This is a genomic window from Rothia sp. HMSC066H02 (assembly GCF_001814995.1).
Taxonomy (GTDB): Bacteria; Actinomycetota; Actinomycetes; order Actinomycetales; family Micrococcaceae; genus Rothia; species Rothia mucilaginosa.
Window position 1 is genome coordinate 1 of record NZ_KV818685.1, and the last position, 26,207, is coordinate 26,207.

The 26,207-nt window shown below is 58.8% G+C and carries 26 protein-coding genes, 1 tRNA gene and 1 rRNA gene; 18 read left to right on the plus strand and 10 right to left on the minus strand.

Annotation, left to right across the window (positions count from 1 at the left end; all coding sequences use genetic code 11):
* The first annotated feature begins 108 nt into the window (after positions 1–108).
* The 17 genes from rrf to HMPREF2999_RS06965 all read left to right on the plus strand — a co-directional run bounded on the left by rrf (position 109) and on the right by HMPREF2999_RS06965 (position 16,654).
* A 5S ribosomal RNA gene (gene rrf / locus HMPREF2999_RS06880) occupies positions 109–225 on the plus strand.
* A gap of 344 nt (positions 226–569) precedes the next feature.
* Positions 570–1,313 carry a DUF6891 domain-containing protein gene (locus HMPREF2999_RS06885; RefSeq protein WP_070676039.1) on the plus strand — a complete coding sequence of 248 codons (744 nt, stop codon included), beginning with the start codon at positions 570–572 and terminating at the stop codon, positions 1,311–1,313.
* A gap of 437 nt (positions 1,314–1,750) precedes the next feature.
* Positions 1,751–2,629: a DsbA family protein gene (locus tag HMPREF2999_RS06890; RefSeq protein WP_070676040.1), complete on the plus strand. Its 879-nt coding sequence runs from the start codon at positions 1,751–1,753 to the stop codon at positions 2,627–2,629.
* Positions 2,630–2,858: 229 nt separating this feature from the next.
* Positions 2,859–2,932: transfer RNA gene (locus HMPREF2999_RS06895), tRNA-Thr, on the plus strand.
* A 126-nt stretch (positions 2,933–3,058) separates the two neighbouring features.
* A complete protein-coding gene (locus tag HMPREF2999_RS06900; RefSeq protein WP_070676042.1) occupies positions 3,059–5,257 on the plus strand; it encodes an acyltransferase family protein in 2,199 nt (732 codons plus the stop codon).
* A 139-nt stretch (positions 5,258–5,396) separates the two neighbouring features.
* Complete coding sequence (locus tag HMPREF2999_RS06905) at positions 5,397–6,227, plus strand: ABC transporter ATP-binding protein (protein WP_070676045.1); 831 nt, start codon at positions 5,397–5,399, stop codon at positions 6,225–6,227.
* Positions 6,228–6,385: 158 nt separating this feature from the next.
* On the plus strand, positions 6,386–7,198 hold the full coding sequence (locus tag HMPREF2999_RS06910; protein WP_070676048.1) for an SGNH/GDSL hydrolase family protein: 813 nt from the start codon (positions 6,386–6,388) through the stop codon (positions 7,196–7,198).
* An 826-nt stretch (positions 7,199–8,024) separates the two neighbouring features.
* Entirely contained in the window at positions 8,025–8,261 is a 237-nt protein-coding gene (gene rpmB, locus HMPREF2999_RS06915; protein ID WP_004005966.1) for a 50S ribosomal protein L28, read from the plus strand.
* 3 nt (positions 8,262–8,264) lie between these two features.
* Positions 8,265–8,435: a 50S ribosomal protein L33 gene (gene rpmG / locus HMPREF2999_RS06920; protein WP_004005967.1), complete on the plus strand. Its 171-nt coding sequence runs from the start codon at positions 8,265–8,267 to the stop codon at positions 8,433–8,435.
* 2 nt (positions 8,436–8,437) lie between these two features.
* Entirely contained in the window at positions 8,438–8,743 is a 306-nt protein-coding gene (gene rpsN / locus HMPREF2999_RS06925; RefSeq protein WP_005506731.1) for a 30S ribosomal protein S14, read from the plus strand.
* Between the two features lie 92 nt (positions 8,744–8,835).
* A complete protein-coding gene (locus HMPREF2999_RS06930) occupies positions 8,836–9,120 on the plus strand; it encodes an HU family DNA-binding protein (protein ID WP_005509029.1) in 285 nt (94 codons plus the stop codon).
* Positions 9,121–9,619: 499 nt separating this feature from the next.
* Complete coding sequence (locus tag HMPREF2999_RS06940; protein ID WP_070676050.1) at positions 9,620–10,468, plus strand: hypothetical protein; 849 nt, start codon at positions 9,620–9,622, stop codon at positions 10,466–10,468.
* Positions 10,469–10,681: 213 nt separating this feature from the next.
* Entirely contained in the window at positions 10,682–11,395 is a 714-nt protein-coding gene (locus tag HMPREF2999_RS06945; protein ID WP_070676051.1) for a hypothetical protein, read from the plus strand.
* Positions 11,396–11,688: 293 nt separating this feature from the next.
* Positions 11,689–12,399, plus strand: coding sequence for a preprotein translocase subunit SecD (locus HMPREF2999_RS06950; protein WP_070676052.1), 711 nt, complete (start codon positions 11,689–11,691; stop codon positions 12,397–12,399).
* A 272-nt stretch (positions 12,400–12,671) separates the two neighbouring features.
* Complete coding sequence (locus HMPREF2999_RS06955) at positions 12,672–13,394, plus strand: preprotein translocase subunit SecD (RefSeq protein ID WP_070676053.1); 723 nt, start codon at positions 12,672–12,674, stop codon at positions 13,392–13,394.
* A gap of 244 nt (positions 13,395–13,638) precedes the next feature.
* Positions 13,639–14,409 (plus strand): hypothetical protein, encoded by a 771-nt coding sequence (locus tag HMPREF2999_RS06960; protein ID WP_070676054.1) that lies wholly within the window; start codon positions 13,639–13,641, stop codon positions 14,407–14,409.
* Positions 14,410–14,683: 274 nt separating this feature from the next.
* Entirely contained in the window at positions 14,684–16,654 is a 1,971-nt protein-coding gene (locus tag HMPREF2999_RS06965; protein WP_070676055.1) for an NHL domain-containing thioredoxin family protein, read from the plus strand.
* A gap of 229 nt (positions 16,655–16,883) precedes the next feature.
* Here HMPREF2999_RS06965 and HMPREF2999_RS06970 read toward each other — a convergent pair whose 3' ends face one another.
* A complete protein-coding gene (locus tag HMPREF2999_RS06970) occupies positions 16,884–17,861 on the minus strand; it encodes a hypothetical protein (RefSeq protein ID WP_070676056.1) in 978 nt (325 codons plus the stop codon).
* Positions 17,862–17,924: 63 nt separating this feature from the next.
* On the opposite strand from HMPREF2999_RS06970, the gene HMPREF2999_RS06975 reads away from it, so the two are divergent.
* The gene (locus tag HMPREF2999_RS06975; RefSeq protein WP_049354947.1) at positions 17,925–18,626 is read left to right on the plus strand and encodes a hypothetical protein; all 702 of its coding nucleotides are present in this window, start codon (positions 17,925–17,927) and stop codon (positions 18,624–18,626) included.
* A 139-nt stretch (positions 18,627–18,765) separates the two neighbouring features.
* Here HMPREF2999_RS06975 and HMPREF2999_RS06980 read toward each other — a convergent pair whose 3' ends face one another.
* The 9 genes from HMPREF2999_RS06980 to HMPREF2999_RS07020 form a co-directional block, all read right to left on the minus strand.
* Positions 18,766–19,431: a class I SAM-dependent methyltransferase gene (locus tag HMPREF2999_RS06980; protein WP_070676057.1), complete on the minus strand. Its 666-nt coding sequence runs from the start codon at positions 19,429–19,431 to the stop codon at positions 18,766–18,768.
* 182 nt (positions 19,432–19,613) lie between these two features.
* Positions 19,614–20,726: a MauE/DoxX family redox-associated membrane protein gene (locus HMPREF2999_RS06985; RefSeq protein WP_070676058.1), complete on the minus strand. Its 1,113-nt coding sequence runs from the start codon at positions 20,724–20,726 to the stop codon at positions 19,614–19,616.
* 123 nt (positions 20,727–20,849) lie between these two features.
* Complete coding sequence (locus HMPREF2999_RS06990; protein ID WP_070676059.1) at positions 20,850–21,905, minus strand: HesA/MoeB/ThiF family protein; 1,056 nt, start codon at positions 21,903–21,905, stop codon at positions 20,850–20,852.
* A complete protein-coding gene (locus tag HMPREF2999_RS06995; protein ID WP_070676060.1) occupies positions 21,896–22,666 on the minus strand; it encodes a thiazole synthase in 771 nt (256 codons plus the stop codon). Before HMPREF2999_RS06995 ends, HMPREF2999_RS06990 begins: the two co-directional genes overlap by 10 nt.
* Before the next feature lie 141 nt (positions 22,667–22,807).
* Positions 22,808–23,005 (minus strand): sulfur carrier protein ThiS, encoded by a 198-nt coding sequence (thiS, locus tag HMPREF2999_RS07000; RefSeq protein WP_049350535.1) that lies wholly within the window; start codon positions 23,003–23,005, stop codon positions 22,808–22,810.
* 48 nt (positions 23,006–23,053) lie between these two features.
* Complete coding sequence (gene thiO / locus HMPREF2999_RS07005; RefSeq protein WP_070676061.1) at positions 23,054–24,136, minus strand: glycine oxidase ThiO; 1,083 nt, start codon at positions 24,134–24,136, stop codon at positions 23,054–23,056.
* Positions 24,137–24,138: 2 nt separating this feature from the next.
* The gene (locus HMPREF2999_RS07010; RefSeq protein WP_070676062.1) at positions 24,139–24,759 is read right to left on the minus strand and encodes a thiamine phosphate synthase; all 621 of its coding nucleotides are present in this window, start codon (positions 24,757–24,759) and stop codon (positions 24,139–24,141) included.
* A 410-nt stretch (positions 24,760–25,169) separates the two neighbouring features.
* The gene (locus HMPREF2999_RS07015; RefSeq protein ID WP_070676063.1) at positions 25,170–25,586 is read right to left on the minus strand and encodes a carboxymuconolactone decarboxylase family protein; all 417 of its coding nucleotides are present in this window, start codon (positions 25,584–25,586) and stop codon (positions 25,170–25,172) included.
* A complete protein-coding gene (locus tag HMPREF2999_RS07020) occupies positions 25,586–26,047 on the minus strand; it encodes a MerR family transcriptional regulator (RefSeq protein ID WP_049359604.1) in 462 nt (153 codons plus the stop codon). The genes HMPREF2999_RS07015 and HMPREF2999_RS07020 overlap by 1 nt, the downstream gene beginning before the upstream one ends.
* Between the last annotated feature and the right edge of the window lie 160 nt (positions 26,048–26,207).

A 26,207-nucleotide genomic window follows, 5' to 3' on the forward strand; every position in this document is an offset into this window, starting at 1 on the left:
GTGTGTTTGCGTTCACTGTATGGTTTTTGGATAATAACCCTGGGCTTCCTTCGGGAGGTTGAGGCTTTTTATTCGGAAATTTTGAATAACGAAGTTATTCGCTAGATTTTCCGTGGTTATAGCAAGAGGGAAACGCCTGGTTCCATTCCGAACCCAGAAGCTAAGACTCTTCGCGCCGATGGTACTGCACTTTTGTGGGTGTGGGAGAGTAGGTCACCGCGGGTTTTTTATTCAAGAGGGGAAGACCTATAAGGTCTTCCCCTCTTTTTGTGTACCGAAAAACTCTTAGAATAAAAACTCCTAGAACGAAAGACACCTAACTCAGCAAAGGTGCAGAGACTCATAGATCCAGAGATTCAGCGACGCAGCAGAGAGGCAGGGGAACAGGGGATGCAGCCTCGCCAGACAGCGTGCCAACCTGATACAGAGGCAACGAGATGGTAGTTCACTGATCCGCCTGAATGACGAAATAGAGGGCACGGCAGATAAACTCTTGATACCTTAACAACAAGAGCAGTCCACATCTCTACTTCAACGAGTAGAGAGAGAGCAAGTAAAGGAGCATCATCATGGCTGATGAGAAGAGCATCTACGAACGCTGGAGCGAAGAACGCCTCGACCCGCCCTTCCCCAAAGAATGGGGACTGGACGAAGAAGACGAAGCTGAGCTGCTCTGGCCCATCTGGCCCCTGCTGTTCTTGGGTGAATCTGATACTGAGCAGTACGTAGAAACCATCACCGATTATGTGATGGACGTACTTGGTCTGGAATACGATGGGGAGAACGAAGACAGCAAGCTCTGGGAAAAGCGCGTAGAGGACTACGTGGAGGAGCTCATCAAGCGTCGTCGTGCCTTTGCTGCTGAGCTGGGCATTACCCCGGAAATGCAGAAGAACTCCAACCTCAATCGTGCCTTCGCAGCCCTGGAAGAAGAAGGCGTCATTGCACGACAGAACTTCACCTGCTGCGGTACCTGCGCCTCCGCAGAGATCTGGGATGAGATCGACGATAGCCGTGAATGGAAGGGATACATCTACTTCCATGAGCAGGACACTGAAAGCCTCGCTGAGAGCGGCGGAACCTACATCGGTTTCGGTTCCTTCCTCGCCTACCCCAGGGACGAAGAAAAATGGAATACCCTGAGCGACGCGCAGAAGGAAGAGATTAGGGCCCTTCACGAGAAGCTCTCCGCACAGTTGCTGCGAGAGACGGTTATTCCCATGCTGGAGAAGCACGGTCTGAGCGTGAAGTGGAATGGTAACTACAACACCCGCCCCTTCATTGGGGGAGTGGAAGTCTACAACATCCCCTAGCGGTAATGAGCTGAACCGGATGGGTGCCTCGGCGCTATACTTGTGCGCTACTTGTGGCAGGGGAGGAACCTCCCAGAGCTACGAAAGTTTACGAGGAAAATAAGCTGAGAGCGTGAGAATAGACATCACAGTATCTCAGTCAGAGTATTAACTAGCCGATAAGGCACCCATTCGGTAGGCTAGACGGGTAGCGCGGTACATCCACACTAGAGAAAAGACAGAACCTATCCACATGATAGGAACTGCTCGACATACCTTTCAGCTGCTATACGTAGCAGGAAGCTGAGCTTTAGAACGCCCGGCAGAGATCAGAAGGCGCCGAGCTCAGACGAGCACTGGCACTCTGAACCTCTGCCCTGATGGGTGCGTACTCCATAAGGAGTAGGCTAGAAGAAGTGGACGAACCGCCACCCATATTCCCAACCAAAGGAGCAGGCATGTCGACCGACGCCCGCGAAAAAGCCCGCCAGATTGCGGCCCAGCAGGCCAAGAAGAGCCCCAGCCAGGCAAGCCGCCGCTGGCTCCAGTTCGGCGTACTCGCCGTGGTCCTCATCATCGTAGGTATCATCGGCTTCGTCGTAGTCAACGGCAACAAGAACACCAAGGTAGCAGAAAGCGGCCCGGTGCCCTCCAGCGCCAACGAATACGGTGGCATTGTGCTGACCAAGGACGGCATCGTCCAGAACTCCTCCACCCAGGAGAACCGCGACTTCAAGCAGCTCACAACCTCGACCTCCTCCGTGACCCCCATGGTCAACGGAACCGCAGCAGCAGTCAACACCCTGCCCCCGGGCGTGCAGACCGCTGAAGAGGCATCCAAGAACGGCCAGCCCGTTCGCGTGACCATCTTCCAGGACTACAACTGCGTGCACTGTGCAGAGTTCGAGAAGAAGTACGGTGAAGAAATCCAGAAGCTCGTCGAGGACGGCACCATCACCCTGGAAATCCGCAACCTGACCTTCCTAGACCGCTCCTCGCCCACCGCTTACTCCGCACGTAACGCGGCAGCAGCATATTCCGTGGCAAACCAGGTCAGCACCAGCGACTTCCTGAACTACCAGCGTGAGATCTTTACTCACCAGGGCCGCGGCGACATGAACAACCAGCAGATCGCCGACATCGCTTCGAAGTACCACGCTTCCATCGGCTCCGATATGAACGATGGCAAGTGGCGCCCCTTCGTGGACGTGGTCAACGCTGAATCCGCAAAGAACGGTATTAAGGGTACCCCCACCGTCTTCGTTGATGGCGACCAGTACACCAGCAACGACTTCAGCACCTTCCTGAAGGAAAAGATCGAAGCTAAGAAGAAGTAACCGCTTCGATACAAAAACCCGGTAACCTCCACGCGAGGCTACCGGGTTTTTCCATGCACGGTGATGAGTACGAGGGGTGGGTGAGCAGCGTACAGAGGCGGTGCTCTTAAGGGGTAAAACGAAGGAAACGAACGTATCAGCACCCCATAATTTAGAAGTATTCTCAACCAAACCCTAAAAGAACAACTAAGCAGACTCAACCAAGAGAATAAGGTACACTGGACAGGTTGCCTCCTTAGCTCAGTTGGCCAGAGCATCTGTCTTGTAAACAGAGGGTCACCGGTTCGAATCCGGTAGGGGGCTCAGAAAAATCCTGGTTCGCACCAGCCTCATAGCAGAGGTGCGGATCAGGATTTTATTGTACGAGTGTCCTGTAGTGTCTAAGGGACTCGCACTAGCACATCGTCCACCCGCCCTGAGGAACCAAGTATGTCTGAAACCTCCGGAACCCCGCAGGCCCCCGCCTCGCAGGGCACCCGTACCGCGGCGCTGCGCACCGTCAAAGCACGCGAAACCAACGACTACCCCCTCGAAGAATTCATCGAATCGCGAGGATTCCGCCCCGAAATCCAGGGCCTGCGCGCCTTCGCCGTGCTCCTCGTGGTGCTTTACCATGTCTGGGTCGGCAAAGTCTCCGGCGGCGTGGACGTCTTCCTCTTCATCTCCGCCTTCCTGCTCTCGCTCTCCTTCATGCGCAAGATCAACGAAGGCAAACCCCTCAATCTCTTCAGCTACTGGATGCACGTCTTCCAGCGACTGCTACCCGTAGCCACCGTGGTTATCGCGGGTACCACCATTGCGTCCTTCTTCGTGCTCGCGCCCAGTCGCTGGTCGCAAACCGTAACCGACGCAAGGAGCTCCCTGTTCTACTTCCAGAACTGGAACCTCGCGTTCAGCTCCGTAGACTACTACGCCCAAAACGCCTCCGTGAAGTCACCCTTCCAGCACTTCTGGTCGCTCTCCATCCAGGGACAGATCTTCATCATCTGGCCCCTGCTCTTCGCCGCAGTAGCCTACGTCGTGCACCGATTCCGTGGAAACCTCTTCACCACCGCGGTATTCATCTTCAACACGGTGTTCGTCGCATCCCTGACCTTCTCCATCGTCGAAACCGACACCAACCAGGGATTCGCCTACTTCGACACCCGCACCCGCCTGTGGGAATTCGCCATCGGTACCCTGCTGGCAATGCTCACCCTCAAGTGGAAGGCACCCGAGAAGGCTCGAGTAGTTATGGGCTGGGTCGGCATTATTGGTCTGGTCACCTGTGGTGCAATCCTGCCCGTTGAACGAGCATTCCCCGGCTACCTGGCGCTCTGGCCCGTGATCTCCGGTGCGCTCGTCATCATGGCAGGCCGCACCAACAGCCGCTGGGGCATCGATCGACTGCTGGTCTCCGCACCCCTGCAGAGCCTTGGCAACATCTCCTACGCCCTGTACCTGGTGCACTGGCCCATCCTCATTCTCTACAGCAGCGCCGTCGGTACCTCCCGCGTGAACTTCATCGAAGGCGCTGTCATCATCCTTGCCTCCATCGGCCTGGCATGGTTGCTCATCCGCTTCGTCGAGAAGCCGCTGCGCTACCGCAAGGACCCCTTCGTACCCTGGCTCATGATGAAGATGCGCTTCAAGACCATCTTCTCGGTCAAGACCTGGGCAGACCAGCTCGCCTTCATCCTCGCGATCTTCCTGGTCGCAGGCGTACCCCTGGTAGCCGCACAGGCATGGGTAGGCTACCGCAACACCCAGTCCGAGCAGAACGCCGAACTGCAGGTACAGACCGCCAGCGAAAACTACCCCGGCGCCCGCGCTATCGGCGGCGCCCAGCAGGGACTCATTGACAACCCCATCCCCTCCGGCGGTGACGTCAAAACCCAGTTCGACGGACTGAGCGACCCCTGCGTTGGCGGCTTCGCGCCCTCCGACCCGGCACTCGCCAAGTACTGCAGCCTGCAGAAGTACGGCCCCGAGGACGCACCGCTGACCATGGTCATCGGTAACTCCCACGCCGAACAGGCGCTGAGCATCTTCAAGCCCATCGCAGAACAGACCAAAACCAACCTGCAGACCTACCTGCTCGGTGGCTGCCAGTACCCGGTCCGCGCCGTCAACGCCAGCAACGAATGCTCGGAATTCAACACCAAGATGACCGAGGAAATTCTCAAGCGTAAGCCGCAGACCGTGGTGCTCATCGCCACTGTTGCCCAGGCACGATCGAACGACGAACGAGTCGACCCGAGCCTCGACGAGACGGTCCGCCGCCTCACCGAGGCAGGAGTCCAGGTCATCGGCCTGCGCGATAACCCGCGCTTCGAGTACAACATCTACGAATGCGCTCAGAAGGCCGGTGCCGACAAGAGCTCCTGCGCACGACCCGCAAGCGACAAGTACGCCGCCGAAAACCCTGCAAAGGAAATCTTCGACAAGTACCGCAACCAGGGTGCCGTCATGGTGGACCTGAAGGACGTGTACTGCCCGGACGGCATGTGCAGCCCCGTGGTTGGAAACATCTACGTCTACATCGACGACAACCATGTCTCCAAGACCTACAGCCGCACCATGGCTCAGGAAGTCTTCCAGCGTGCAGCGGAAGGCGGCTGGCTCGTGAGTGGAAAAGTGAACTTCTAAAGTTCGCCAATATGACGGATCCCCCATGCTGTTCTACAGAAGTATGAACAGTGCGGGGGATTCGCTATTTTCTGACCCGAAATTAGGATAGGCTAAGTTAGGAGGCTTCTGGGAAAAGCCTTAGAGAAGAAAGGACGCCATGAAAGAAATCACCGAACGCACCCTCAAAGTTGAGAACGTCAGCCTCGGCTACGGCGAAACCACCATCGTCAAAGACCTCTTCCTCGAATTCCCCAAGGGCAAAATCACCGCCATCATCGGCCCCAACGGCTGCGGTAAATCCACCCTGCTACGCGGTGTCTCCCGACTACTCAAGCCGCTCAACGGCGACTTCACCCTCGACGGCAAACCCACCCACGAATACTCCATGAAAGGCTTCGCCCGCATGGTCGGGCTGATGCCCCAGCATCCCATCGCCCCCGAAGGAATTACCGTAGCAGACCTGGTCTCCCGCGGCCGCTACCCCTACCAAGGCCTCTTCAAACGCAATAGCGCCGAAGATGATGAGGCGGTCGCCTGGGCGCTAGAAGCCACCGACACTATGTCCCTCGCCGAACGACAGGTCACCGAACTCTCCGGCGGCCAACGTCAGCGTGTCTGGATTGCCATGGCGCTCGCCCAAGAAACTGACATTCTACTGCTGGACGAGCCGACCACCTACCTCGACCTGGCACATCAGGTGGAGCTACTCGACCTACTCTCGGACCTCAACGAACAGCGCGGCACCACCATGATCATGGTGCTGCACGAACTGAACCTCGCCGCTCGAGTCGCTGATTACCTCGTCGCTATGAAGGACGGCTCCATCGTCGCCCAAGGCGAAGCACACGAAGTGCTCACCCGTGAGAACCTGCACACCATCTTTAGCCTGAAGGCCGAGGTTGCGGACCCGTTTAACGACGGTAGCGTGGTGGTTGTTCCCCATCCGCGGAGGGCATCCGCAGCTACCGGGTCAGCTGTCGCATCCTAAGAAACCTCCGCTCATATCTGAAGAAGAACCCTCAACAGTGGGATACTGGAAAGCAGGACGCACCGAAAGCTAAGCGAAGAAGCCGGTACACCGCGCAGGTGTGCCGGCCTCTTCCACAGAAGGGTCATTCTCTATAGAGGCCCGGAAAGAAGAACATAATGACGACCCCGCTCCTAGACTCCAACGGCAAGCTCAACGGTGAATCAGTACGCTACGTGGCAATCGGTGACTCCTTCACCGAAGGCGTGGGCGACGTTGACCGCCGCCGCCCCAACAGCTTGCGCGGCTGGGCAGACCGCGTTGCCGAAGGCCTCGGTGCAGTAGACCCGCAGGTGCAGTACGCAAACCTCGCCATCCGCGGCCGCCTGCTCATTCCCATCCTCGAAGAGCAGCTGCCGGCAGCCCTGGAGCTGAAGCCCAACCTCGTCACCTTCTACGGCGGCGGCAACGACATCATGCGACCCAACGTGGATATTGACCAGCTCATGACCCACGTAGACGAAGCCTTCGCCACCCTGCGCGGCGAAGGAATCGAAGTGCTTACCGTAACCGGCCTGGATGTACAAGGGCAGGGCCCCTTCGCCCGTACCCGCGGCCGTACCGCCACCTACAACGAGCTACTGCGCGGTATCGCCGAAGACCACGGCGTGCACATTATCGACTACTGGCGCTGGAACGACTTCCTCGACTGGCGTCTGTGGGCTGACGATCGCCTGCACATGAACGACCTCGGCCACGAACGCTTCGCATCCCGAGTGCTGGCGCAGCTCGGCCTGCCCGGTGTGGTCACCGAATCGGTACTGCCCCCGGAGGTGCAGCTGACTGCTCGCGAGAAGATCGAGCAGGAGGCACGCTGGGTTCGCGAGTTTGCCCTGCCGTGGATTGGCCGCCGCCTGAAGGGTACGAGCTCCGGCGACGGCGTGAGCCCCAAGTACCCGGAGTGGGTCCCCGCGGCAAGCCTTAAGAACTAACGCCCTTAAGAACTAATGTTGAGGGGGCGCACGTTACGGCGTAAAACTGTACGCCGGGGGAGTGCCCTGTGCTGTTTCTGTACCGTATTTGTGCCCGCATCTACGCCGTAACTGGAACGGTAAATCCGCCGCTACCCGTACCGTTGCAAACCCTTAAACCGCCCTTTAAAACCGGGGCGGAAACGTTAAAACGAGAGTTAAAAGCTCTTTAAACGCGTGTTTAAGCCCGTTTAACAGCCCTGCGCACACCGCAAGAATCGGTGGCGCGGGGCTGTTTAAGGCTTAAATCCGGCTTAAGCTGTTAATCTCACAACATGAATTTCACCGGTGTAATTTATCCCCGGTCACATAGAGAACATCCGTTCTTAAAAAGGCGCATTAACGCCTGACTAGGGGCGTTAAAGAATTCCTTAAAAACATCTGGACTTGCAAAAACACCCATTTTTGGTAGAATGGATAGGTATGTTTGCCGCTCGAAGGTAGGCGTGCATCCGCGAATCGAGTGCTTCACTTAAACGAGGTGCAATCGGCTCAGAACACCGAGATTCCGCGGATTTTTAAGGCAAAATCCGGCGTGCAGGCTTGCACGAACCCCCGTATTTACCTAGAATTTAACGCTGTTCGTAGTGGTGGAAACGCCTCTCGACACTAATAAGCTTCACCGTTTTTCCCGCGGCGGGGATCGATGCGTGGCCTCTCACCCACGTGACGATCTCAAACACTCTAGCCCGGCGAATAACCCGGTGCTTCTACATTGGTGGCGGGACGCTCACGAGTAACATCGACTGCGTACCGTCATAAAAGTCAATCAATAAAGGAGTGAAACATGGCAGCAGTCTGCCAGGTGACCGGAGCTGTTCCCGGCTTTGGACACAGCATTTCGCACTCGCATCGCCGCAACAAGCGTCGATTCGACCCGAACGTTCAGAAGAAGACCTACTGGGTTCCTTCGCTGCGTCGTAAGGTAACCCTGAACGTGTCCGCTAAGGGCATCAAGGTTATCGATGCTCGTGGCATCGATGCCGTTGTTGCAGAAATCATCGCACGCGGGGAGAAGATCTAGTAAATGGCATCCAAGGCTAAGGACCTCCGTCCTATCATCAAGCTCAAGTCCACTGCTGGCACCGGTTACACCTACGTGACCCGTAAGAACCGCCGCAACAACCCCGACCGCATGGTGCTGAAGAAGTACGACCCCGTCGTCCGCAAGCACGTTGACTTCCGAGAGGAGCGCTAAGAATGGCTAAGAAGTCCAAGATCGCTCGCAACGAGCAGCGCAAGGTCATCGTCGCTCGCTACAACGAGAAGCGTATCGCGCTGAAGAAGACCCTGATCGACGAGAACGCTACCCCCGAGGAGCGCGAAGCAGCACGCGTGGCACTGCAGAAGCTGCCCCGCAACGCTTCCCCCGTTCGCGTGCGTAACCGCGACCAGATCGACGGCCGCCCCCGCGGTACCTTCCAGAAGTTCGGTATCTCCCGCGTGCGCTTCCGCGAGATGGCACACCGCGGCGAGCTGCCCGGTATCACCAAGTCCAGCTGGTAAATCTGGTATTTTAGTTCCTAAACGGTTTTCCGTCGTCACCGACGGTCACTCGCTTTAGACTCAAACCTTAAGTCTCTGGAAGGGGCACCCTAATGGCTAAGAACCGTACCGAACTCGTTGCAGAGGTTGCAGAGAAGTCTGGCAAGAGCCAGGCAACCGTAAACGCAGTCCTCGACGCAGTGTTCCAGGTTTTCGAGTCTTCCGTCTCCAAGGGCGAGAAGATCACCATCCCCGGTTGGATGGCAATCGAGCGCACCGACCGTGCAGCTCGTACCGGCCGTAACCCGCAGACCGGCGAAACCATTCAGATTCCCGCCGGTCACGGCGTGAAGCTGACCGCAGGCTCCAAGCTGAAGGCAGCAGTCGCTAAGAAGTAATTCTTGAGACTTCGAATCTGCTAAAGACCCCCACCATTACGGTGGGGGTCTTTTGTTATGCCAATTTGTTGTGTCTAGAGACAGGGGAGGGGGAACGGTAGGAAGTAAAAGAAACATGTGGAGGGGTGAGAAGTGGGTATTCAAGACCCTAACCCTATACTCGAGCCATAAACACAGAAAGTGGCCCGTTTTCACAGAAGAAGCTAGGGTGGGCTACGGAAAAATAAAGAAAATTTATACATTTAAGCAGAAAGCTATGCATAGGCTGAGCGAAAAACCGGGATTATCAAACCCCACTGGGAAAAAATACTTATACATTGTCGTCTGGACACAGCTTAAACACAGCAAACTAAAGCTCAATCTTAGACTCACACCCTAAGCTGGAGTCACCGGCGAAGGAAAAGCCACACACCATACACAACGGCCCCATCCAACCGGAAAATCAACCATACAAACCCCGGACGATTGACCCTCCGGGACGCACAAGGAGAACCACCTCATGGCACGCCCCGCCCAGAACACTTCCGCACAGACCACCAACCGTCGCTTTCGCACTGGCGCGGCAGCACTGTCACTGGCAGCAATCGCAGCACTCGGCCTGAGCGCCTGCGGTGCGCAGAACACCTCCGCTTCCGCCCCGGCACCCACCGCAACCGCAACCGCCAAGGCATCCTCCACCGCCGACGCGGCAGTCAACGCGGGCAACGGCAAGGTCACCGTCAAGGCAAGCGACGCAGCCTCCCCGAGCGCTACTGCAAGCAGCTCGCAGGGTACCGTAACCGTCACCGAAGGTGGCGTAACCGTCAGCGGTGCTGATGGCACCGGGGTCACCGCAGACGCTAACGGTAATGTGACCGTCAACGGCGCCAATGGTACCGGCGTGACTGCAGACGCTAGCGGCAACGCAACCGTCAACGGCGGCTCTGCATCGAACAACTCCGGTTCCTCCGCAAAGGTCGATGAAAAGGCTGGTGAAACCACCGCCAAGAGCGGATCCAACGGTGCCGGTAGCGGTTCTGTGACCGTCGACAGCGGAACCGTCAGCGCAGCCAACGGCTACACCCTCATCGAAATCAAGGCCGACGGCGGCTGGTCCTACCACGCACCCAACGGCGACATCATTCAGGTCCGGGCTGACGGTTCCTGGGAGCGCGTCGGTAACGGCGTCGTTGAGGTCGATGCTGACGGCTCCTGGGAACAGACCGGCGAGAACGGTGTCATCGAGGTAGAAGCTAACGGCTCCTGGGAACAGACCGGCGGCAAGGGCTCAATCGAAGTACCCTCCGTGCCCCTCAAGCCTGCCGGCGCTACCGTGGACCCCGTCAAGCCCGTGACCCCGCGCCGCTAAGCAACAGATTGATACTCCGGGCGAAAACGTGGGCTATCCCACTCGCTAGAATGCGGAAGAACGTTCCCACGCCCGGATAATCACACCCAAACTCGATAGAATTAACGCGGTTGGTTACACCGATAATCGTTATGGAATCCCACAAGGATCCTGCGCACGACGCGAATACGTCGCCAACTAGCCGCACCATACTAACAACCACAAGGAGAAACAATGGCTATCGCCCCCGCAATGAAGAAGACCACCGCGGTTCTGTCCATCGCTTTCGCAGGCGCACTGGGCCTGAGCGCATGCGGCTCCCAGTCCTCTTCCACCACCACCGCGACTGCATCCGCATCCGCTTCTGCAACTGCTTCCGCAAGTGCATCGGCTAAGGCATCCTCTGCAGCTGCAACCACCTCGGCAGCTTCTGCTTCCGCTACTGCAGACGTGAAGGTTGACAAGGACGGCAACGTCACCGTCAAGGCTAACGACGGCGAAGGCAACTCCGCAGATGTGAAGGTTGGCGCAGACGGCAAGGCATCCGTAGACGCTAAGGACTCCGAGGGCAACTCCTCCAAGGTAGAGTCCGACGAAAAGGGCAACACCAAGGCTGAGTCCAAGGACTCTAAGGGCAACACCTCCGTGAGCGGCTCCGAGGTTTCCGAGGACGGCAGCTGGACCGTTCAGGACGACGCCACCAACACCCAGATTGCTGTGCAGGCTGACGGCTCCTGGAGCCGCCAGGACGCAGAGGGCCAGGTTTCCGTCCAGGCTGACGGCTCCTGGAGCATCCAGACCAACGGTGGCGTTCAGGCAACCGTGGACGCATCCGGCGAGGTAACCTCCATCATGGGTGGCGAGAAGTCCGACCTGCAGGCTCCGAAGGTTCCCACCAAGCCTGCAAAGGCTAAGGTTGACCCCGTCAAGCCCGCACAGCCCAAGTAAGCTGTAACAAGCTGACAGCGGCTTGTGACGCTACCAGAGCGTAACAGCCCCTGACCCTAGAAGACGCCCCGTGCGCATCTGAATGTGATGCGTGCGGGGCGTTTTGCGTTGTCAAGCTACGCAGAGAAGACCCGCGAAAGTAGCGGGAGGGGGAGGAGAAGCTGCAAACCATCTCAGGGGGCTTTCAGGTCGCGGTGATAGCATGAAGGTGTACTTCGGGCACACTGGAGTACAGGTCAACCACACCATGCACTGCGCCGTCGCAGAGCGGCGCATGCAGAAAAGAGAACACAGTGAAGAAGTCTATTGTTGTTCTGTCCCTGAGCCTCGCCGCAACTTTCGGCCTCGCAGCCTGCGGCGGCAACTCCGGCGGATCCACCTCCAGCCCCTCCGCATCGGCAAGCGCGTCCGCTTCTGCAACTGCCTCAGCACCCGCAAGCACCTCCGTAGCCGCTGAAACCACCATGGCAGATACCAAGACCTCCCAGGGCACTATCAGCGCCCCCAGCAACCTGCCCACCGAAGCAACCGAAGCACTTAAGAAGAGCGAGGAATCCAACCAGCAGGCAACCTCCGCAGGCTACACCGCCAGCAAGAAAGGCCTGGACCAGCTCAAGAACGAGGCCGGTGTGAAGAAGGTGCAGACCAGCGACGGCACCGTCTACTACAACGATGAAGTCGCAGTCTTCGAATCCAAGGGTGGCGCTATTGTCATCATCAAAAATACCGGTGCGTGGAGTAGCTTTGACTCCAACGGTGGAACCATCGTCGTGGATGAGGACGGCTCCTGGATCAAGGTCAACCCTGAGGACAACCTCTACACCGCCGTTAGGGCAGACGGCGCCGCTGCCGTGATGAACACTAAGACCTTAGAGCAGGCAACCGACGTCTCCACCATCGATATCCCGAAGGCACCTGGTCCCATCAACGGCTTCCGCGGCACCGCTAAGACCCCGGTCAAGCCCACCAAGGTTGCTGACTTCTCTGAGATTACAGGCCTCTAGTAAAAACGAGCTCCTGCCTCCGGGCCGAATAGCCCGACAGAACAGGGATACCAGCGCCCCGTGCGCATCCGATTGTGATGCGTGCGGGGCGTTTTACGTCTTCAATCCAAGCTGAGAAGACCCATGAAAAGCGGGGGAGGGGAAGCACCGCAACATCTCAGGGAGCTTTCAGGTCACGGTGCTAGGATGTGGGCATGCCCGATGCTGGGCATTACCAACCACACTACGCACTGCGCCGTTGCAGAGCGGCGCATACAGAAAAGAGAAAATCAGTGAAGAAATCTATTGCTGTTCTGTCCCTGACCATTGCCGGTGCTCTCGGCCTCGCAGCTTGCGGCGGCAACACCGGCGGATCCACCTCCAGCCCCTCCGCATCGGCAAGCGCGTCCGCTTCCGCAACTGCCTCAGCACCCGCAAGCACCTCCGCAGCAGCAACCAGCAAGAGCACCACCTCCGCAGCCGCCGAAACCGCCAAGGCAGAGACCAAGACCACCCCGGGCACCATCAGTACCCCCAGCAGTCTGCCCAGCGACCCTGCAGGTGGCGCAAATGCTATCAGTGGTGCCACCAACAACAACCTCATGATGGATATAGTTGAAAACTTCAAGAGCCTCCCCGGTGTCAAGAGCACCAAGAATAATGATGGCGAAGTCTACTACAACGAGGAAATCGCCTACGTCGTTGCAAAGGACGGATCCATCATCGGTATTCAGAAGGACGGCACCTGGAACCAAATCGGTAACGGCAAGAACATTATCGTCTTCAAGGACGGCGGCTGGACCATGGGTGACACTAGCACCAACCTCTACACCGTCGTTAAAGCAGACGGCACCGCGTCCCAGCTGAACACCAAGACCATTCAGACCGCAACTGACGTCTCTACCATTCAGGCACCCAAGGCTCCCAGTCGAATTGATGGCTTCAACGGCATCCCGGTCGAACCCGTCAAAGCAACCAAGATTGGTGACCTCTCCGAGGTTGCAGGCGCTAAGTAAAAACTAGCTCCTGCCCCCGGGCCGAACAGCCCACCACAACAGGGACACCATCGCCCCGTGCGCATCCGAATGTGATGCGTGCGGGGCGCTTCTGCGCACTAACCGCGGCACTGCAATTTTACAAAACTAGGAGGGACTAGACGACCATTGCTAGGATAGGGAAGCGCACAGAATCTAGCGCTCACTCAATGCACGCTCCATGCGGTGCAGAGACACACATCGCGTGTCAGAAAAAGGAAAATTAGTGAAGAAATCCATTGCTATCTTGTCCCTAGGCCTTGCGGCTACGCTCGGCCTGGTAGCCTGCGGTGAGACTACGCAGACCACCATCACCATCAACCAGAGCGCATCCCCCAGTGCTACTGCTAGCGTTTCCTCCAGCCCGCGTGTCTCTTCCTCCAGCTCAGCGACAGCAAGCGTATCCCCCGAATCGCAGATGGCCTCAAACGAAGCACCGGTTAAGGCTGAGGAAGAGACAGCCGGCGCAGACTCAACGCAGGATGCTTCGGATGAAAAGCAGGTCGCTGAGGACGAAGAATCTAAGCCCACAGATTCCAACTCAGGTGCTGGCAACCAGAAATCCTTTAAAGAAACCATTGAAGAGGCTAAGAAGAGCCCCGCCTCAAAGAAATCTACGAATGCTGACGGCACCGTGTATACCTCATCCCTCGGCGATGAAATCGCTATTGTTGAGGCGAACAACGGCGATGACATCATTATCAAGAAGGACGGTAGCTGGGGCCGCGTCACTCCTGATGGGTCAATCATTACCGTAGAAGCTGATGGCTCGTGGCATGCAATTATGGCTGGCGGGCGTCTGATTAATGTCGAGTCAGACGGTATGGCCCAGATTATTGACTTTAAGAATGAGGTTAACGAGGAATCCTACGCGTCCCTGGAAGTCCCGCAAACCCCCGCCCCTGTTGAGGCGCTCAACATAACTCCGAAGGAGCCGGTAAAACCGACGAAAAGGGCTCATAGCTGGGACCCCGAAAGGGCTTCTGACGCGGATTAGGAGTCTAGGAACTCCAGCGTATCCAGCGCACATTTTAACTGAGCTAATTAGCTGAGACTGCCTGAATACCTTGACGCCCCGCGCGCATCTATAGGTGATGCGTGCGGGGCGCTTTGTATACCCACGAACCACTCGGAATATGACTTAATATGACAGGGCGTTAAGACCCCAAGTCACAAAGCTCAACTCCCAGCGAACCACCCCCACCACGCTGGCATAATGGGGACAGCAAACCAACGCGCCCACACACGGCGCACCCAACAGGAGAGAAACCATGAGCGAGAACACCACCCGCAACGTACGCGTGCGCGCCAGCGAACTCGAAGGCCGAGCCTGGCTCAACACCGGCGACAAAAACCTCACCCTGCAGGACCTCCGCGGCAAAATCGTTATTCTCGACTTCTGGACCCTCTGCTGCATCAACTGCCTGCACGTCCTCGACGAACTACGCCCCCTCGAAGAAGAATTCTCCGACGTACTCGTCACCGTCGGCGTGCACAGCCCCAAGTTCGAACATGAAGCCGACCCCGTAGCGCTCGCCGCGGCCGTCGACCGCTACCACATCACCCACCCCGTACTCGACGACCCCGAACTGACCACCTGGCAGGCATACACCGCCCGCGCATGGCCCACCCTCGTCGTCGTCGACCCCGAAGGCTACATCGTCGCCCACCTCTCCGGCGAAGGCCACGTACAGGGCCTCACCTCCCTCGTACGCGAACTCGTCGCAGAACACGAAGCAAAGGGCACCCTACACCGCGGCGACGGCCCCTACGTGCCCCGCCCCAAGGCAGCCGGCACCTACGCCTTCCCCGGCAAGGCTATCGAACTGCCCGCCGAATTCGGCCCCGCAAACCTCTTCGGCAACCGCGAGCGCACCTACCTCGTCGCCGACAGCGCGCGCCACCGCATCCTGCAGGTAGCAGCCGACCTCAACACCGTCATCAACACCTACGGCGGCGGCGACGACCCCGTGAACCACCCCGTCAAGGGCCACGTCGACGGCACCGGCACCGAAGCACGCTTCAACGAGCCCGCCGGCCTCGCCCTCGTACCCGAAAACCTGCGCGAGAAGCTCGGCTACGACGTGCTCGTTGCCGACACCGTCAACCACCGCCTGCGCTCCCTCAACCTGCGCACCGGCGAAGTACGCACCCTCGCAGGCAACGGCGTGCAGCGCGTCATCGACGGCGACAACGCCGTCACCGGCGACCCCAACCACATTCCCACCGGCGTGCCCGCCACTGAGATTGCGCTCTCCTCTCCCTGGGATGCGGTCTACTCCCGCGAGGCCGGTCAGTTCATCATCGCCATGGCAGGCACCCACCAGCTCTTCGGCTACGAACCCGTCAACGGCACCGTCAGCATCTTCGCAGGCTCCGGCGTCGAAGGCCTCGCCGACGGCCCCGCCGCCGACGCCTGGTTCGCCCAGCCCTCCGGCATTATCGAAGCACGCGACGGCAGCCTCTGGGTCGCATGCTCCGAAACCAGCGGCCTGCGCCACGTCACCTTCACCGACAATGGCGTACAGGTCACCTCCGCGGTCGGCAAGGGTCTCTTCGACTTCGGCTTCGTCGACGGCGACTCCGAAACCGCCCGCATGCAGCACCCCCTCGGCCTGACCGAACTGCCCGACGGATCCATCGCAGTCGCCGACACCTACAACGGTGCCATCCGCCGCTGGGACCCCGCAACCGGCACCCTCGGCACCCTCGAACGCGGCCTCGACGAACCCTCCGACCTGCTCGTCGAAGAAGTACCCGGCGAAGAACCGCGCCTCATCATCGTCGAAACCAACGCGCACCAGCTCGTGCGCGCCTCCATCCCCGCCAAGGCACAGCACGTCGACGAAGGCGCCATCACCACCGCACGCCCCTCCACCAAGCTCACCGGCGGCACCCTCGAATTCACCTCACGATTCACCGTGCCCACCGGCCAGAAGCTCGACACCCGCTGGGGCGACCCCACCCAGCTGAAGATCTCATCCACCCCCGAGAACTTCATCCTGGAAGGCGCCGGCACCTCCACCGGACTGACCCGCACCCTCGTACTCAACCCCGAAATCACCGAGGCAGTCCTGCACATCACCGCCCGCGCCGCCGCCTGCGACGGCACCCCCGACGGTGACATCCCCGAGCACGCAGCATGCCACCTCTACCAGCAGGACTGGGGTATTCCCGTCGTCGTGACCGGTGATGAGGCAGACGAAAGCGAACTCGTTCTGGACCTTCGCGGTATCAACTAGGGATCGCTAAAACACTAAATAAAGGGTCAGTATTATCCTCGCTCCTACAGGGGCACCCGTCCTCGCTTCGCTCGGACACCCTGATGTCGCTACGATAATACTGACCCTTTCTTTGCCCATATAAGCTACGAGCCAGTATGCTCTTCGCTCCTACAGGGAACCCGTCCTCGCTTCGCTCGGACACCCTGATGTCGCTACGGATAACACCGGCCCTTACAGGTCAGCAAACCTAGAAGGAGACACGGACCGCCTTCGCATCCGCCTCCACCGACGCCTTCAACGTAAACGGAATCTCCTTCTGCACCTGCGAACGCGCACCCGTATACAAATCCAACTGAGTAAACGACACCTTCGCCGTACCCGACATCGGCTTCAACGACCACACACCCGCCGAGCTCACACTCACCTGCGGATCCGCGACCTTCTCAACAGACCACTTCACCTCAGAATCCACACGGCCCGAAAACGCATACTCAAAAGGGCACCCACCAGGATAAAGAGTGCTCTGCTGCGTACACTTCTTCAAATAATCCTGCACCTGCTCCTTCACCGACGACAACGCATTATCACTCGGCTTCAACTCCATACGCACCGCATGATTCGCATCCTGCGCCGTCACCACCTCATTCACCTTCTGCGCCGTATACACCGTCGAATCATACGACACCGCATACACGCCCGGATAAAACACAGGGAACGACGCCGCACCCTTATCCACCGCAACCTTACGGTTATTAATCGTCGCAGCCTCCACACCCTGAATATTCACCTTCACCGACGGCAAAGACGCCTCATCAATAGCCCACTTATCAAAAAAGCCCCAATGCGTACCCGAACGATGCAAACGAAAATCCGTATGCTGCTGCGAACCCTCCAACGTATAGGACGCACGCACCGTCGCATGCTCACCATCCTCGCTGGTCTCCACCACCTCATACGACACCTCACCCAACGAAGACACCGAACGCCTCAAAGCATCCCCATCAAGCAAAGATGCGTCACCCTCAGGAATCTGCGCACCCAACAAGCCACGCGCATACGAACCATTACCCGTACGCAACGCATGAAAATACTCCCGCACCTGACCCGTCGGACCATACACCAGCTTATTCGTCATAACCAGCGCCGCAGCAGCCACAGAAACCGCCACCACAACACCGACCATCCACATTGCCAGAACCCGCTCCACGGGAGAAAAATTACGCATAGAACCAGAGTAACGCAGGTAGTCCGCTAGGTTTCACGCACCGCACACACTAAAGTTGTGTATATGGCAGAACGCGCTCACGAAGTCCCCGCCAAATACGGCGAAGTCAACGAACTATTCCACCCCCGCATGCGCTCCTACGGCAGGCGCATCGAAGCGGCACTCCCCGGCACCATCGTGCTCCTCGCCGCGCTCGCCTTCATCTTCTACAAGCGACCCGCCCTGCCGTACACCATCCTCGTGCTGCTCATCGGCACCATCGCAGGCGTCAACCTCTACTCAGTCCTCAAACCCACAATCATCGTCATCACCAAAACCCACGTGCTCCGCGCACGCACCTTCGGCTGGTTCGCCGTACCCCTCGAAAACATCGACCACACCATCTACGCCGAAAAGCTCTACCCCAAAAAAGCCTACGGCCAGAAACTCAAAACCGTCGCCGGCCGCCTACGCTACCGCAGCTTCCCCGCCATGTGGGCCGTCGACAAAGACGGCAAACAGCTCATGCGCATCGACGGCCGCGTCTGGGACGGCAAAACCATGCGAGAAGTCTCCTCCAAGCTCTCCGCCCAAACCACCATCTACAAGCAGATCAATGTGGTCAACATGGACAAAGAACACAAGGGACTCATCACCTTCAACGAGCTACACCCCGGCTGGCGCTCCAGCCTCATGACCGCGCTTGCCGTCATCATCGTGGCAATCCTCTTCGCCGCATCCTTCCTGCCCGAAGAAGTAGCCCGCAACATCTACATGATCCACTAGAACGCCCATTCTTTAAAGTTCTTATGGACGCGCTTCTTCAGGATGTGCAAAGGCCCGGCACCCACCCCACACGGGGCAGGCGCCGGGCCATTTGTATGCCTAGCTAAATGCGCTTAGCGCGCTCGTTGTACAGGTGAATCTATTCCGCCGGGCGGGACAGCACCGCCACCAAAAACTCTGAAGAACCCTCAACAAACGGGTGCATCTGCCACGACGAATACGTGTTATCCACGTTCAAACCAGCCTCGCGGGCATCCGCCAAAAACTGCTCAAACGCATAATCACGGCCCGGACCCGAACCGTAACCCACGACAGCGCGGCCGCCCGGCGCCAACACGCAACGGAAATTCTCAACCACCGGCTTACGAGTCGAACGAGCCAAGAAACCCATCACATTACCCGCACACACCAGCAGCTCAAACCCATTCTCCGCCGTAGCCTCACCCTCAATGCCCAGTACCTCCGGCAAATCCACCAAATCGGCAGTAATCCACGTAGCATCCGGGCAGACGCGGCGCGCCTCCTCAATCAGCTCAGGATCAATATCCACACCCGTCACACGGTGACCCAACGCGTGCAGCTGCTTACCCACACGACCAGGACCCGAACCCGCATCAAGAATCTTCGCGCCACGAGAAGCCAACGCATTCACCAGACGAGACTCACCCGCCATATCATTACCCTCAGCCTCCATCGCCTTAAAACGGTCAATGTACCACTGAGAATGATTCGGGTTGCTCTCCTTACGGACCAACCACAGCGACTTCTCACGCTCAGCCGGAGCGTTGAAACTCATCATTGCCATAAAAACTCCTTAGACAGGGTTGAGGATGCGCCAACCGCCACCAGGCAAGGTGACCGCGGCATATAAGCGGTGTGTGCGCTACGTTCTAGCATAGCCCCACCCGGTACCTGCCGGTAAGGGCAGCAAGAGCCGGAGGGGGCTATCGGGACAGCACGAAAAACAGAGAAACTACAGAGGAACGGTTAGAGGTGATCGCCGCCAGTATTCGATGTACCCTCAGCAAGCGCCTTACGCAGCTGCTCCTGGCGCTCCTCCTCAGCCAGACGAGCAGCCTCAGCGAACTGCTCCTCAATATCGGCAAGCAGCGCCTCAACCTCTTCCTTACCAGCTACCGGGCCGCCAGCAATCAGACCATCAGCGCCCAAAACCACAGCCAACGGCACACCATTACCAAAATTCGCGCGCGCACCAGCATCACGGTCAATCAGAGGAGTCAAGCCCTCCGGCAACGTACCCGCATTACGCGACGTCTGCAACGAATCCAGGCTCGAATACACCGGATGTAACGCCACCTGCGGCAGACGCTCCTGCCACGAAGACATCGTCTTCAAAAACTTCACACAACCAGCGCAGGTCGCCGACACAAACACCAGCATACGCGCCTGATTCTTAGCCAACGCACGCATATTCGTGTGACGGCCATTCTCCAGATACAGCGCCGCATGCGGAATCGGCATGCGAACATACTGCTCTTCACCGTTCTCGTCATACACCGGCTCCGGCAAAATCACCTCAGCCTGCGGCTCCGGCTGCGCAAGAGCATCACCGCGGCGAACAGCCTCCAACGTCAGCGCAATCAGCGCCGCACCAAAAACCCAAGTCCAGCCGCTATTACCCAGACCCAGCAGAGTCGACACAACACCCGTGCTGCCCCTCAACGCGCTCGCATGCGCACCAGCCGCCGCCAACAGCAACGCAACATTACGGACCAGCGTATAACGGCTCACCGGCGCATTCGACTCAGAACCGAAACAATTACAACCCGCAGTACGACCCGTCGCCAGAGCGCGCGCAATCACCACCGTATAGAACAGCATCAGAATCAGCGCCAAACCCGATGCAATCACCGCAGGCAAACGCACCGGCGACAACAACAGAACGGCGGCTAGGGCGATCTCGAACCACGGCAAAATCAGCGACACCGCACGGGTCGGCGCAATCTTCTCCAAACCAAGATTCTGGATGCCGGTCACGGTACTCTGCGGGTCCTTCGCCTTAGCAATACCGCTAATCAACAAAGTCAACGCAACAAGTGCCGTACACAAAACAAGCGGCACAGTAGAGACGGTGAGCATAAAACTCCTAGAGTGAGTGTGCGAAAACAGGAGGCGGCAGCGGCAGTTTTTAGGCAGAACAAACCGCGCGACGAGCCGCCGTGTTATACACGATTTTACGCCCTGCACATGGGGAAACCATCTCTACAGTGCCGTGAGGCGCACCCCGTACTCGCCCGCCAGCTCCGCGTACGCCTGCACAAAGCGCTGCGCCCGTGCACCCGAGGCACAGAAAACGCCCACACGCTGATCACGCACCGACTCAAACAGGCTCAGCAGCTCCGCGGGTACGTCGGTTGCCGGCAACAGCGCCCCCTCAGCGTCACTCAGCTGCGACAACGGCACATGCAACGAGTCCTCATGCTTCACCGACTCCTCACGCTCGGGCACCTCACGCACATCCAGCAGAACCTGCGGAACCTCATGTGCCGACAAATCCACCGGCACCACACGCGCCGGATCCGGCACCACTCCAAACGACGTACACGTACCCGACAAGGCATCATACGTCAGCAGAGTGCCCGCCGCCGTCGGCAAACCACTCACAAACTTGAGCACCTCCGTCGCCATCAGCGAACCAACCACAGCCGTCGTCGCACCCAACACTCCGGCAAGCGCACACGACTCCACCGTCTGCGGAATCGTCGGAAAAATATCACGCAAATGCGCGCCATCCGGCTCAAAAAGACTCACCGACCCGCCAAAACGCAAAACTGTGCCCCATACCAGCGGCAAACCCGCAACCTGCGTAGCATCCGCAATTAGATACTTCGACGCAAACGTATCCGTACAATCCACCACACAATCCGGTGCCGACGCGGCGAAAAGATCCAAAATCCAGGACGCATCCACATGCCGAATCGTTGTCTCAACCGTCAACGACGGGCACAAATCTAGGGCACGGCGCGCCGCAACCTCCGCCTTCGGCTCACCCACATCAGGCACACCAAAAAGCGGCTGACGCTGAATATTCGACAGCTCCACCGAATCAGAATCCACAATATGCAGATACCCCACACCAGCCGCCGCCAACGCCTGCACCACCGGACAACCCAAACCACCAGCACCAATCACCAACACGCGGGCAGCCGCCACCGCATCCTGATCAAAGCCCGGCAGGCGACGCTGACGGTCCGTGCGCTCGCGATCCAGGCGCGCATGCTCCGGATTCACCGGGGTAAGGGTGAGGTTTACATCCACGAGACGAAACCCTCCGACGGCGACGACGCCTTCGCGTGCTCACGCACCGGAATACGGCCAGCCTCACGCGCCAACGCGCCCGCCTGCACCGCAAACTTCATCGCCTGAGCCATCGCCACCGGATCCTCAGCACGATTCACCGCCGACGCCAACAACACCGCATCACAACCCAGCTCCATCGCCAGCGCCGCGTCGGAGGCGGTACCCACGCCGGCATCCAGAACCACCGGAACCTGCGCGCGAGAAGCAATCAGCTCAATATTGTGCGGGTTCAAAATGCCCAGACCGGTACCAATCGGCGCGCCCAACGGCATAACCGCCGCAACGCCCGCATCCTCCAGGCGAGCGGCAGCCACCGGATCGTCAGAGGTGTACGCGAGCACCGTGAAATCCTCAGCGACCAGCTGCTCGCAAGCGTTCAACAGCTCCACGGTGTCCGGCAGCAGGGTGTCTTCGTCGTGGATGATCTCGACCTTCACCCAGGAAGTGCCCAGCGCCTCGCGGGCGAGCATCGCGGTCATCACCGCATCAGCTGCGGTGCGGCACCCTGCGGTATTGGGCAGCGGCGCAATATTGAGCTTCTGCAGAAGCGGAAAAATGGGGGTACCTGCGGCGTGACGGCGCATGGCAACGGTCGTCATTTCGGTGCCGGAGGCGACGAGCGCCTGCTCGAGCAGATCCATGCTGGTTGCGCCTCCGGAACCCATGATGAGGCGGGATGTGAAGGTGCGGTCGCCGATGGTGAGCGGTGTGAGGCTCATGGTGTTCTCCTCTGTGGGAACGTCTAAATAACGGGGTCTGCTGGTTGGTGCGGGGCGCTACGGTGCGCCCGGTTTAGGGAACAAAAACCGAGAATATCTGTTCTTTTTTACCGGGGGTATTTGCCGGTTCAGGCCGGAGGATTAGCCGCCCTGAACGGCGGTGAGGGCATCCACCCTATCGCCCTCGTTCAGCGGCACATCCAGCCACGTGGAACGCGGCACGATACTGCGGTTGAGCGCCACAGCCACGCCATTTTCGGTACCAAACTGGTCCATGACAAGGTCAAATACGGTGGGGGCGTTCGTGGTTAGCGGCTCGCCGTTGTAGGTGATGATCATGCGAAATCCTTTCGTGAGGGCGCCGGGTGCGTCCGGCGGGGACTGTGTTTAGTGGGTGAATCGTGCCGGGTCGCACGCCTGCATGATGGGCGGAATCTCAGCCCCGCAGGCGACCTCCGCGCCGACCTTGCCGGCGAGCGCGGCAAGCAGAATACCGTGGCGGAAATAGCCCGTGGACACGAGCTGGCGGGTGCCGTCGGCGCGAGTGCGGTGCCCGAAGATAGGCAGGTCGTCCGGGGTTCCGGGGCGGGCGCCGACGTTCGCCTCCAGAAGCTCGCACTCTTCAACGGCGGGCACCAGGCGGATTGCGTCACGTAGCAGCTGGTGTACGCCGTCAATGGCGGGTAGTGTGCGGTGGTCTTCGCGGCTGGTCGCGCCGATGCACAGCTCCCCGTCGGGGCGGGGGATGAGGTAGACGGGGCGGGAGTTCACGTAGCCGCGCACCACATGCTTGAGGATGGGCCGCGGGGCGCGCAGACGCAGAATGTCCCCGTAGACGGGGCGTAGCGGGTAGTCCCCGTGCAGTGTTGCCCCTAGTCCGGTGCAGATAATGTCGCCTGCGTCCGGGTCGGTGACCCGTTCGGTGCTGAAGGTGACGCCGCGGCGGGTGAGGGCGTCTTTGAGGGCGCGCCTCATGAGCCGCGGGTGCAGCTGATGGTCGCTGGGGATGCTCACGGCGCCAGCGATACGCGGCGCCAGGAGCGGTTCGAGGGTGCGTGCCTGCGTGGGGGTGACGGGGTCTGCGGGGCGGTTCATGTCCCGGTAGTAGGAGCGGGTGCGTTGCAGGTGCTCGGCGTCGGCACGGTCGGCGGCGACAATAAGCGTGCCGGTGGTGTCGTAGCCGGTGGGCAGGTCGGTGGCGCGGCTGAGCCTCTCCATGAGGGAGGGGTAGGCGTCGGCGCTGGCGGTCATGAGCGGGAAGAGCGCGTCCTGCTGGAATTGCACTTCTGCGATGGGCGCGAGCATGCCGCCAGCGTAGTGGCTGGCGGCGGGGTAGATCGCGGTGCCGTCGGCGGCGGTGTCATAATCGCTGGTTTCGGCGTCGATGAGGTGCACGTTCTCGCCGCGTTCGGTGAGCTCAAACGCGGTGGTGAGGCCAATGATTCCGCCGCCAATGATGGTGATGGTCATGGCTATGCCTTTAGCGCGGGGTTGTCGACGAAGGCGCGGACCATGGCGATTCCGGCGACCCCGGTGGTGCGGATGGCGGGGCAGTCTTTGGGGGTGATGTCGCCGATAGCTACGGTCGGTACGGTGGACAGCTCGGCAAGTTCGCGGAGCCCCTCAATGCCGAGGGGCGGGCGGTTGGACTGCTTGGTGGGGCTGGGGCGGAACGGCCCGGTGCCAATGTAGTCGATCAGGTGCGCGATTTTGTTGGATTCTTCGACGAGCTGCCGGGTGCCGGTGGTCAGGCCGATAATTGCGTCGGCGCCGAGGAGGGCGCGGGCGTCGGCTACGGGCAGGTCGTCTTGACCGATGTGCACACCGTCAACGCGCACGCCGCGGGCACGCAGCGCGAGGGCGACGTCTACACGGTCGTCGATGAGGAGGGTCTGGTGCGGCTGGATGATGCCGGCGATAGCTTCGGTGAGCTGGTAGAGCTCACGCGCGCTGATGGGTTTGGACCTGACTTGGATGCAGGTGGCGTGTTTGGCTGCCCGGACGGTTTCGAGGGGGTTGTCGCCTGTGACGAGGTAGAGGTTCAGGTCGAGGGGGCGTGCGGGGGTGGTGTAGGGGTGCGTTTCGCGGGTCATGCGGGTCTACGATTCCTCGTCGAGTAGATGTTTTTGAGAAATTCTCTCGTTGAATTTCTGTGGTTAGGTTAGCACAACTGTGTGGTGAGTTGAACATCCTTCAAGCGTTTTGAGGTGTGTGCGCTTGGCCCGCTATACACTTCCTTCGCTCCTGCAGGAGCAAGGAACATACCGCCTCGACCCGTCCAACTGAGCCTAACCACCACATTCAACCCAAAATAAAAAGCCTCCTACCGTGGGGCAGAAGGCTTGAGGAGAGCGGCTGACGGGCTGGAAGGCGGAAATCCCGAGCGCGCGAGGGAATGTATTTCCGCCTGGAAGCGATTCCCGTCAGCCGCTCCAATAGAACGTCACTCTGGATACAAAGGTTTCCGGCCCTGCCGGGAAGTGTCCGGAGTGGCGTTATCAACTTACCTGTCGTAGTTCCGCCGTGAGTCTATTGCTTCCTGTGCTGCGAAAGTAGCGTTCAGTGCTCGTGGAAAGCCGCAGTACACTGAGGCGTGCAGGATAGCTTCCTGAATTTCCTCTTCGGAAATCCCGACATTGAGTGCCGCTCCAACATGAACTTTAAGTTGAGGTTCGCATCCGCCTAATGCAGTCAATACGCCAATGGTTACTAGCTGGCGACTGCGTGCATCCAGACCGGGCCTATCGTAAATATCCCCGAAAGCAAATGCGGCGATGTGGTGTCCTAAAGCAGGGTTTGACGTGGAAAGTGATTCGATAACACTCTGACCAGCGTCTCCGTCGATACGGGAGAGAACCTGCAATCCAAGATCACGACGTCGCTGGTTATTGACGGAATCAATATCGTACTGATCACTCATTATGGGCGGGAACCTTTCTGATACATTGCTATCTTGAATTCGGTAGCTGCCAGCGATAACTGAAGATCCTCTATTCGTTGTCGAAGGATGTCGCGATGCTCCAGCATCAAATCAAGACGCTCCTGTACTGTTTCTGCACCTTGTTCAACCAAGGAGATGTAATGCTGGAGTTGGGCAATCGACATTCCAGAGACCCGCATACGGGTAATAAAAACCAAACGCCGTACAGCCGCAGCATCGTAAAGCCGATAGCCGGATGCATCGCGTCCTACTTTCACCAGCCCTGCACGTTCGTAATAGCGCAGCGTATGTGCGCTGATTCCCAAATACTCGGCAGTGGTAGCGATATCCCACTGAGTGTTCTCGTCATCTCTGATCAGGTCGCGCAACGCCGCAGTATTTAGCCCTCCGGGTGGATCGATCGCGAGCCTAAGGGCTTGCTCTAACCGTTCTTCCAACATATCAATTACACTAAACCTTTGAGTGCGCTCGAAGGCAAACTGCTATGGTGCTTCACGTTCTGTGACCTGGGATAGGTGTGGCTGATGTTGGCAAGGTAGCCGTTCAGGAACGGTACGGTAGCGGTTGGTCAAGTCCTGTGGAGTGGTGTAATCGTTTTGT

Excerpts from the sequence above, each read along its gene's own strand:
- HMPREF2999_RS06885 (WP_070676039.1), top strand. The coding sequence starts at position 570 with ATGGCTGATGAGAAGAGCATCTACGAACGCTGGAGCGAAGAACGCCTC.
- HMPREF2999_RS06890 (WP_070676040.1), top strand. The coding sequence starts at position 1,751 with ATGTCGACCGACGCCCGCGAAAAAGCCCGCCAGATTGCGGCCCAGCAG.
- HMPREF2999_RS06900 (WP_070676042.1), top strand. The coding sequence starts at position 3,059 with ATGTCTGAAACCTCCGGAACCCCGCAGGCCCCCGCCTCGCAGGGCACC.
- HMPREF2999_RS06905 (WP_070676045.1), top strand. The coding sequence starts at position 5,397 with ATGAAAGAAATCACCGAACGCACCCTCAAAGTTGAGAACGTCAGCCTC.
- HMPREF2999_RS06910 (WP_070676048.1), top strand. The coding sequence starts at position 6,386 with ATGACGACCCCGCTCCTAGACTCCAACGGCAAGCTCAACGGTGAATCA.
- rpmB (WP_004005966.1), top strand. The coding sequence starts at position 8,025 with ATGGCAGCAGTCTGCCAGGTGACCGGAGCTGTTCCCGGCTTTGGACAC.
- rpmG (WP_004005967.1), top strand. The coding sequence starts at position 8,265 with ATGGCATCCAAGGCTAAGGACCTCCGTCCTATCATCAAGCTCAAGTCC.
- rpsN (WP_005506731.1), top strand. The coding sequence starts at position 8,438 with ATGGCTAAGAAGTCCAAGATCGCTCGCAACGAGCAGCGCAAGGTCATC.
- HMPREF2999_RS06930 (WP_005509029.1), top strand. The coding sequence starts at position 8,836 with ATGGCTAAGAACCGTACCGAACTCGTTGCAGAGGTTGCAGAGAAGTCT.
- HMPREF2999_RS06940 (WP_070676050.1), top strand. The coding sequence starts at position 9,620 with ATGGCACGCCCCGCCCAGAACACTTCCGCACAGACCACCAACCGTCGC.
- HMPREF2999_RS06945 (WP_070676051.1), top strand. The coding sequence starts at position 10,682 with ATGGCTATCGCCCCCGCAATGAAGAAGACCACCGCGGTTCTGTCCATC.
- HMPREF2999_RS06965 (WP_070676055.1), top strand. The coding sequence starts at position 14,684 with ATGAGCGAGAACACCACCCGCAACGTACGCGTGCGCGCCAGCGAACTC.
- HMPREF2999_RS06970 (WP_070676056.1), bottom strand. The coding sequence starts at position 17,861 with ATGCGTAATTTTTCTCCCGTGGAGCGGGTTCTGGCAATGTGGATGGTC.
- HMPREF2999_RS06975 (WP_049354947.1), top strand. The coding sequence starts at position 17,925 with ATGGCAGAACGCGCTCACGAAGTCCCCGCCAAATACGGCGAAGTCAAC.
- HMPREF2999_RS06980 (WP_070676057.1), bottom strand. The coding sequence starts at position 19,431 with ATGGCAATGATGAGTTTCAACGCTCCGGCTGAGCGTGAGAAGTCGCTG.
- HMPREF2999_RS06985 (WP_070676058.1), bottom strand. The coding sequence starts at position 20,726 with ATGCTCACCGTCTCTACTGTGCCGCTTGTTTTGTGTACGGCACTTGTT.
- HMPREF2999_RS06995 (WP_070676060.1), bottom strand. The coding sequence starts at position 22,666 with ATGAGCCTCACACCGCTCACCATCGGCGACCGCACCTTCACATCCCGC.
- thiS (WP_049350535.1), bottom strand. The coding sequence starts at position 23,005 with ATGATCATCACCTACAACGGCGAGCCGCTAACCACGAACGCCCCCACC.
- thiO (WP_070676061.1), bottom strand. The coding sequence starts at position 24,136 with ATGACCATCACCATCATTGGCGGCGGAATCATTGGCCTCACCACCGCG.
- HMPREF2999_RS07010 (WP_070676062.1), bottom strand. The coding sequence starts at position 24,759 with ATGACCCGCGAAACGCACCCCTACACCACCCCCGCACGCCCCCTCGAC.
- HMPREF2999_RS07015 (WP_070676063.1), bottom strand. The coding sequence starts at position 25,586 with ATGAGTGATCAGTACGATATTGATTCCGTCAATAACCAGCGACGTCGT.
- HMPREF2999_RS07020 (WP_049359604.1), bottom strand. The coding sequence starts at position 26,047 with ATGTTGGAAGAACGGTTAGAGCAAGCCCTTAGGCTCGCGATCGATCCA.